Genomic DNA, 3383 nt, shown 5'->3' on the forward strand with positions numbered 1-3383 from the left:
TCCTCTGCACTAGGGTCGTTTTTGCTTACTACTCCTCTGCACGCCGAGGGAGGTGATTGTGTCAACGTGATCGGAGCCCACTAGGACGGCCCGAACGGTACCCACCCGTCGGACGTCCGGGGATGATGTTGTGAGGGTGTCTAGGGGTTCTTGGCGTGGTTTCTGGGTCTGTGAAAACACTGCCGCGGGTTGGGACGATACCCGGGGTCCCGGTTGTTGGAAGCTGGCGTCTGGCGGAGTAGTGCGTCAGAGGTAGCTGCAGATTTGTTCGGGATCGCAGCTTGCGTCGGTCCCGGACGCGGCAGTGGCGTGAAGGCCGGCGACGATGGATCGCAGCGCCATTAGTTCAGAAATCTGGTGGTCCAGTTCGGCCAGCTGGTTGGAGAGAAGGTCTTGGACGTGGGCGCAGGGGGCTTCTCCGGCGTCACGGAGGCTAAGAATTTCGCGTATTTGGGTCAGGGCGAGGCCTGCGGCCCGTCCGCGGCGGATGAATTCGAGCCTGGCCACGGAGTCGTCATGGTAGTCCCGGTAGCCGTTAGAGGATCTTTTCGCTGCCGGGAGAAGCCCGCTGTCCTCGTAGAAACGCAGCGTCTTGGTTGTCATCCCTGCCGCTGCCGCGGCCTCACCGATACGCATCATGAACTCATTTCTTAGCAGGCGGCCAGGACGGCGATTCCTTGACATTCCAGTGTAGGGGAAGGTTGAGAATGGGATGCAGAGCTGGTCTTCGGTTGAAGGCTGCACATGGCGGTCGGTTGAGCAACAGGTGTGCTGGCGGCTGCTTCCCTTCCATCTTCAGGAGTCCCTCGTGTCGGCAGCATCTTTCGATTATGACCTGGCCATTATCGGTTCCGGCGGGGCTGCTTTCGCTGCGGCCATCCGGGCAACCAGCCGTGGCAAGCGGGTGTTGATGGTGGAGCGCAGCACTGTGGGAGGCACGTGCGTGAACACGGGCTGCATCCCGTCCAAGGCCCTGCTGGCCGCCGCGGAAGCCCGCCATGTCGCCCTCGATGCTTCCGGACGGTTCCCCGGTATCAGCACCTCCGCAGAGCCGGTGGATATGCCCGAACTGGTCGCCGGGAAGCGCTCACTGGTCGAATCCATGCGGTCAGAGAAGTATGTGGATCTCGCCGCGGGCTATGGATGGAACCTGCAGCGGGGGACGGCGGTGTTCGCCGGAACCGCAGCCGCACCGGTTTTGAACATCACCGCCCCGGGCGGAACCACCGAGACAGTCAGCGCGGAACACTACCTGGTCGCGACCGGCTCCACCCCCTGGATCCCTGAAGTGCCGGGAATGGACGAGGTGGATTATCTGACGTCCACGAGTGCGATGGAGCTGCAGGACGTTCCCGCTTCGATGCTGGTGGTGGGCGGCGGGTATGTGGCGCTGGAGCAGGCGCAGCTTTTCGCCCGGCTCGGCACGGAGGTGACCATCCTGGTCCGGTCCAAGCTCGCCTCGGCCGAAGAGCCTGAAGCCGGGCATGCCCTCGCCGGTGTCTTCGCCGATGAGGGCATCCGGGTCGTCCGTCGAGCGACAGCGTCCTCGGTCCGGACCGATGAGGTGTCGGGGGACGTGGTCGTGGATGCTTCCGTCTCAGGAGGAAACGAGGAATTCAGGGCCGCGCGCCTGCTCATGGCAACAGGCCGGCGCCCGGTCACGGAGGATTTGAACCTTTGCATGGTCGGCGTTGAAACCGGGGACCGCGGGGAAGTCCTGGTCGACGGGAGCCTTCGCAGTACTAATCCGAGGATCTGGGCCGCGGGTGATGTGACGGGTCACCCGGAGTTCGTTTATGTCGCCGCCGCGCACGGGGCCCTGATGGTGGAGAACGCCTTTGAGGGTGCCGGGCGTGAGGTCGATTACCGGCACCTGCCCCGGGTCACGTTTACCAGCCCTGCCCTGGCCGCTGTCGGGATGACGGACAAGAAAGCGAACCAGGCAGGGATCCGGTGCATGTGCCGGGTTCTGCCGCTCAAATTTATCCCTCGCGCGCTGGTGAACCGTGATACCCGCGGCTTCATCAAGATCGTTGCCGACGCGGACACGGGTCGGATTGTAGGGATCACTGTCGTGGGTAAGGACGCCGGGGACATCGCCGCCGCAGGGATTTACATTCTGGAGGCCGGGATGACCGTTGATCAGGTCGCGAATCTCTGGAGCCCCTATCTGACCATGGCCGAAGGCATCAAGATAGCAGCCCAGTCCTTCACTACTGACGTCTCCAAACTGTCCTGTTGCGCGGCATGAAGTGGTCAACGACAACCTATGTGTTCGTGGGGCGGGCGGCCGCGGCTACCTTTTAGTGCGCGTTCCTTGTCAGGCTGTGGGCGAGGCGGTAGGAATCGGTGCCGGTTTCGATGATGGTGCCGTTGAACGTCAGCCGGTCAACGATCGCGGCGCAGAGGCGCGGGTCGGTGAATGTCTTGGTCCAGCCGGAGAACGACTCGTTGGAAGCGATGGCGATGGAGTTCTTCTCTTCGCGTTCGGTGAGGACCTGGAAGAGGAGTTCGGCGCCGCGCCGGTCCAGTTCCATATAGCCGAGCTCGTCAATGCAGAGCAGGTCCACTCGGCCGTATCTGGCGATGGTCTTGGCGAGGACTTTGTCGTCGGCGGCTTCGACGAGTTCGTTCACGAGCCGGGTGGCCAAAGTGTATTTGACCCGGTATCCCTTCTCCGCCGCGGCGGTGCCCAGCCCGATAAGCAGGTGGGATTTGCCGGTTCCGGAGTCCCCGATCAGGCATAGCGGTGCACCTTTTCGAATCCATTCGCCGGTAGCGAGGGTATGGATGGTAGCGGGGTTGATGTTCGTGTTCGCGTCGAAATCGAAATCACCGAGCCATTTATCCCGGGGAAAGTTCGCGGCTTTGACGCGTCGGATTGAGGAGCGACGGTCCCGGTCATCGCATTCGGCCAGCAGCAGCTCGGCCAGGAAGCCTTGGTAAGAGAGTTGTTCCTTCCCCGCGACGGTCAGAGCTTCGTCCAGAACCGCCCGGATGGTGGGCAGGCGCAATCGGCGGCATGCTTGGTCCACGGCCGCGACCGCGGCCTGCTCAGTCAGACCGCGGCGCCGTCGCAGGGTTGGGGTGATGGTGGTGGCCGGTGCGGTGGGGCTCATGAGATGTTTTCCTTCGACGCGGTTCCTGCGGAGTGTTCGGTGCGTTTGGCCAGCAGCTCGTCATAGGCGCTGATCGCCGGGAGCGGCCGCTTGTCTGGAGGGAGCCCGGCGATGACCGCCGCCGGGTCCATCAGCCGGCGCTGGGTCAGGCTGACAACTCGTTGCACTTTCGCTTCAGCATGAGCACCGCGATGACGGTCAGGACGGGACGAGGGTGTTTCATTGAGTGTGTAAGGGTCCGGTCTCTAACTAGGGTGTGACCTG

General features: G+C 63.0%; 3 protein-coding genes and 1 pseudogene. 1 reads left to right on the top strand and 3 read right to left on the bottom strand.

The annotated features are described in order from the left end of the window. Window positions 1-246: 246 nt before the first annotated feature. The gene (locus OCL88_RS20895; protein ID WP_031216440.1) at window positions 247-636 is read right to left on the bottom strand and encodes a heavy metal-responsive transcriptional regulator; all 390 of its coding nucleotides are present in this window, start codon (window positions 634-636) and stop codon (window positions 247-249) included. Window positions 637-808: 172 nt separating this feature from the next. Here OCL88_RS20895 and merA point away from each other — a divergent pair, with 172 nt between their 5' ends. Further along, on the top strand, window positions 809-2251 hold the full coding sequence (merA, locus tag OCL88_RS20900) for a mercury(II) reductase (RefSeq protein ID WP_264963822.1): 1443 nt from the start codon (window positions 809-811) through the stop codon (window positions 2249-2251). A gap of 52 nt (window positions 2252-2303) precedes the next feature. Here the strand turns inward: merA and istB are convergent, their stop codons facing one another. Then, a complete protein-coding gene (gene istB, locus OCL88_RS20905) occupies window positions 2304-3119 on the bottom strand; it encodes an IS21-like element helper ATPase IstB (protein WP_011691635.1) in 816 nt (271 codons plus the stop codon). Then, window positions 3116-3319 (bottom strand): annotated as a pseudogene (locus tag OCL88_RS20910) (IS21 family transposase); the annotation flags it as partial. The pseudogene OCL88_RS20910 and the gene istB, both read right to left, overlap by 4 nt. Between the last annotated feature and the right edge of the window lie 64 nt (window positions 3320-3383).

Source organism: Paenarthrobacter sp. PAE-2 (assembly GCF_026013155.1).
Lineage (GTDB): Bacteria > Actinomycetota > Actinomycetes > Actinomycetales > Micrococcaceae > Arthrobacter > Arthrobacter ureafaciens.

Excerpts from the sequence above, each read along its gene's own strand:
- OCL88_RS20895 (WP_031216440.1), bottom strand. The coding sequence starts at position 636 with ATGCGTATCGGTGAGGCCGCGGCAGCGGCAGGGATGACAACCAAGACG.
- istB (WP_011691635.1), bottom strand. The coding sequence starts at position 3,119 with ATGAGCCCCACCGCACCGGCCACCACCATCACCCCAACCCTGCGACGG.